Below are 1,182 nucleotides of genomic sequence, written 5' to 3'. Positions count from 1 at the left end.
TCAATCTCGGCCTGGCCGACCCAACGGCGAATCGCCGTTTCTGAGAGATCCAGATCACTCGCCACCGCACCGATGCTCTTGCCGCCCTTGCGCACCAGCGCCACGACTTCTGCCTTGTACTCCTTCGAGAACGATCGTCGGTTCCGCTTTTCCATCAGACACTCCTACCGCACTTTCGTGCGATCTGTCGTGTCTACGAAACCGGGGCAACCTCAGGGTTTCACCGGATGGCTCAAAGCTTCTTCCACCGTAGGAAACGATGCAGACTGATTTTCACAAGACCGTCGAGCGCGCCTTTCGGGAAGTAGCCGCGAGGTACGGCTTCCGAGTGATTGCAGGCGGGTACGACGCTGTAGATTTCGGCAACTCCCTGGTTGTCTTGGAGTCCGATGATTACTCGATGCGGATCGTGCGGGATCGCGGTCAGGTCTTCGTCGAGATTGCGAGTCCCCTCGATCCCGGCAACTGGTACGGACTCGGCAGGGTGCTCGCGGTTGTCCACGGCAACACCGAGGATGAAGTGCAATACAGCGGCCCGATCAACCCGGACGAAGCCGCTTCTGTGATCGAGGGGCACCATGCCAACTTCGTCGAGCGACTCGGTCCGGAGCGCTACGAGCGTACCCGGGTTCAGTTGGACCAGATCGGGCAGTTGGCCAAGGAGAGGCTGCTGGGCCAATCTCAACCGGGTAGGTGATCGGGACCTGCGGCCGGACCGTTTCTCGGCTCCACCCTCCACCCCCGTGCTCCCGCTCTCACCGATCTGCCCGATGGCTATCCCGTCAGAGCAACTTCTTGAACTGCTCGACGGTGAGCCCTGCATCTCTCACGATGCCGCCAAGGGTGAAGGCGTTGACGGGGTTGTGTCGCGGGATGGTGAGGATGCGCGCTCCATCGGTCATGACGATGTGCTTGCCCTGACGCGCAATACGAAAGCCCGCCTTCTCAAGCGCACGAACCGCCTTCTGATGTGGGATACCGGGGATCTTCGGCACGGCGATTAGAGGGCGACGTCGACTTCGCGGACCTCGGCGTCCTCGAGTAGCTCGTCGACGACGGCCAGGTAGTCGGCGATCGCCTCCTGAATGTTCCCTCTGGCGGGCTCGTTCGAGATCTACCTCGTGGGGTTTCGAGTCGCAAGTCCCATCCCTGAGCTAGGGAGACAGGGGTGCTATACTTCCT

General features: G+C 61.0%; 3 protein-coding genes. 1 reads left to right on the top strand and 2 read right to left on the bottom strand.

The window, feature by feature from the left end; translation table 11 throughout:
- Positions 1-155, bottom strand: a 155-nt coding sequence (locus GY725_16360) for a transposase (protein MCP4005764.1), incomplete at its 3' end; no start/stop codon positions are given.
- A gap of 104 nt (positions 156-259) precedes the next feature.
- On the opposite strand from GY725_16360, the gene GY725_16355 reads away from it, so the two are divergent.
- Positions 260-697 (top strand): hypothetical protein, encoded by a 438-nt coding sequence (locus GY725_16355; GenBank protein ID MCP4005763.1) that lies wholly within the window; start codon positions 260-262, stop codon positions 695-697.
- An 85-nt stretch (positions 698-782) separates the two neighbouring features.
- On the opposite strand, the gene GY725_16350 is transcribed toward GY725_16355, so the two are convergent.
- Positions 783-995 (bottom strand): addiction module toxin, HicA family, encoded by a 213-nt coding sequence (locus GY725_16350; GenBank protein MCP4005762.1) that lies wholly within the window; start codon positions 993-995, stop codon positions 783-785.
- Positions 996-1,182: the final 187 nt, after the last annotated feature.

It is taken from the genome of bacterium (assembly GCA_024226335.1).
Taxonomy (GTDB): Bacteria; Myxococcota_A; UBA9160; order SZUA-336; family SZUA-336; genus JAAELY01.
This window is presented reverse-complemented; position numbering and strand designations above follow the sequence as displayed.

What these genes read in the sequence shown, in the direction of transcription:
- GY725_16355 (MCP4005763.1), top strand. Translation starts at nt 260, where the DNA reads ATGCAGACTGATTTTCACAAGACCGTCGAGCGCGCCTTTCGGGAAGTA.